The following is a 2,443-nucleotide window of genomic DNA, read 5'->3' as shown; positions in this document are numbered from 1 at the left end:
GCGATTCTGCCCCCTTAAAACATTCAACAATGCCCCCTTAAAAAGTCTTGACCGATGGGGTTATTATTATTTTAGTTTATTTCCCTCTGTATGCAGCCATTTTACGGACACTTTCTCCTGTCAGCTCAATCCGGTGCGCCGTATGTATAATACGATCCATAATGGCATCTGCTACTGTAGGGTCTCCGATTGCATCATACCAATTGTCCGTTGGCAGTTGCGAGGTGATGATGATGGACTTGCGCCCATGTCGGTCCTCTATTATATCGAGCAGGATGGGTCGTTCCTTGGCATCAAGGTTCACAAGGAAGAGGTCATCCAATATGAGCAGCGTGCTCCGTTCGATTCTCTTGAGTTCCGATTCCAGTGTGCCTTTTACTTTTGCCACCTTAAGCGTACCCATAAGTTTCGGAGCATTCGCATAATATGTCCGTATGCCCTTCTTGCAGGCTTCATACCCCATTGCTGTGGCAAGGAAGCTCTTCCCGGTACCGGATGACCCTGTGATGAAGAGGTTCTGTCCCTTGCGGATGAACTCCAGCGATGCAAGCCGCTCCATCTGATTGCGGTCAAGGCCACGCGGGATTGCATAGTCTATCTGCTCGAGGCAGGCCTTGTAGCGGAACGCCGCCCCGCGTATAAGGCGTTGGATGGCTGCATTGGCACGGTAGTCCCATTCCCTGGCAAGTAACATGTGCAGGAAAGATTCGATTGTCATTGTTTCTGCCATAGTGGAGGTTAGGCTTTCAGTGAAGGCGGCGGCCATGCCGTGCAGCTTCATACGGTTCATCAGTTCGATTGTCAACGTGTTGCGGTCTTTTTCGACAGCTATCGGTGCGGTAAGATTATTTGTTTCCATTGTTGTCTCTATTTAAATGTTTTAATTGTGCGAAGTAGGCTGCTCCGCGGATGTTTTTGTGGATAGATGTTACGGGGACCTCATCGTCAATGTCGTCTTTTGACAGGAAGTCTGCATCATCCCCGCGTTCAAGGATCCGCCTTATCTCCTGATATCCGTATAGGCGCAGTTGCGTGGCGCATGCGCTTGCCGCCACCAACCGTTCCAGCCCGAAGGTCTTCTCCAACGCCATGATGCCTCTGCATGAACGGAACGCCGCGGGAGGATACTTCTTGAGTTCCGCCACCTTGCGCAGATACAGCAGCAGGACGTTATCTGTCTGGCCGGCTCGTTCGTAAATCTGTTCCAGATCCTTTTCATAACTTCCATGACGTCCGGGCAGTCCGTGGGCATCCTTGGTCGTATAGGAGTATGGCGTGTCATCGCGCTGGTGTGTGGTCACCAGACGCAGGCCATGATATATTTCCAGCGTGTCCGCATCATAGACAATCTCGACACGTTTGCCTATATACTCTTTCGGTACGCTGTAATGGTGAAGCCTGAAGGTGACATAGCCGTTACGCATTACTGTTGCGGAGCGTCGCTCTTTCATCTGATGGCGTATGGCGGGAAGCGGGCGGAGGCAGTCGGACTCAATCTGCTCGAACTGTTCCCGTCTGGACTGGGGACGCCCGCTCATCCTGCGTCCGTTGAAGGCCGAGAGCGATTCGGATATGGCCGCATTCAGAGACTCCAGCGAGTGGAATACAAGACCCTCGATGTCAGCGTAGACGGATCGGTAAAGTAGCTTCACGGCATTCTCCACCAAGGCCTTGTCCTTTGGATGACGTACCCGTGTGGGGTATACGGTACATCCGTAGTGTTCGGCAAATGCCGCAAACTCCTCGTTGATTACCGGCTCGTTACGGTCGCTGCGGGTTACCGCCGATTTGAGGTTGTCTGGTACGATCGCCATCGGAACCCCGCCGTAAAAATGAAGCGCGTTCTCACACGCCTTAATCAAGTCCTGCCTTGACTGGGACCAGACCGCCTCACAATAGGTATAGTGGCTGCACGGAAGTATGGCCACGAACACTTCAACGCTGCGACATTCACCGCTTTCACTGTCAACGACTTCCAGTTTGTCACCGGCGAAGTCGATATACATCTGGTCTCCGGCATAATGCTCGACATGGCCTACGACATGTGTCACCATACGGTAACGCATGAGATAGTTGCCGAAACTGGCATGTCTGTATCCGTCAGGATGGGTCTCGCGGTACTCTTCGTACAGGGTTTTCACTGTTACGCCTCGGCGGCTAAGCCGGGCAGCATACTCAGGAAGGAGTGCCTCAAGCTCAAGCTGGCGTTGTGACGGTTCCCTGTTACGGCCAACACCTTCAGAGAACATTTCCTGGATGCGAGCGGAAGGCATGGCGGCCAACTCCTTTATCGGTATACCACACTCTTGAAACAGGCGCACATATCTGCGCACCGTGTTGCGGGAAAGCTCAAAGCTCCTGCTTATCTGCTTTATCCCCATCCCCAATGCGTAACATTGGAGGATGTTTGCTATCTTTGTTGTCATAGTAGAAATGATTTTAT

At 52.1% G+C, this 2,443-nt stretch carries 2 protein-coding genes; both read right to left on the bottom strand.

The features are described 5' to 3' along the window. Positions 1-76: 76 nt before the first annotated feature. Positions 77-859, bottom strand: a complete 783-nt coding sequence (istB, locus tag ACESTD_RS18350) for an IS21-like element helper ATPase IstB (RefSeq protein WP_195289170.1) — start codon at positions 857-859, stop codon at positions 77-79. Then, the gene (istA, locus tag ACESTD_RS18345) at positions 846-2,426 is read right to left on the bottom strand and encodes an IS21 family transposase (RefSeq protein ID WP_005829261.1); all 1,581 of its coding nucleotides are present in this window, start codon (positions 2,424-2,426) and stop codon (positions 846-848) included. The genes istB and istA overlap by 14 nt, the downstream gene beginning before the upstream one ends. Between the last annotated feature and the right edge of the window lie 17 nt (positions 2,427-2,443).

Source organism: Bacteroides sp. AR20 (assembly GCF_964250605.1).
GTDB lineage: Bacteria > Bacteroidota > Bacteroidia > Bacteroidales > Bacteroidaceae > Bacteroides > Bacteroides uniformis.
Note: the sequence above shows the minus strand (reverse complement) of the source record. Positions and strands in the feature narration are given on the sequence as shown.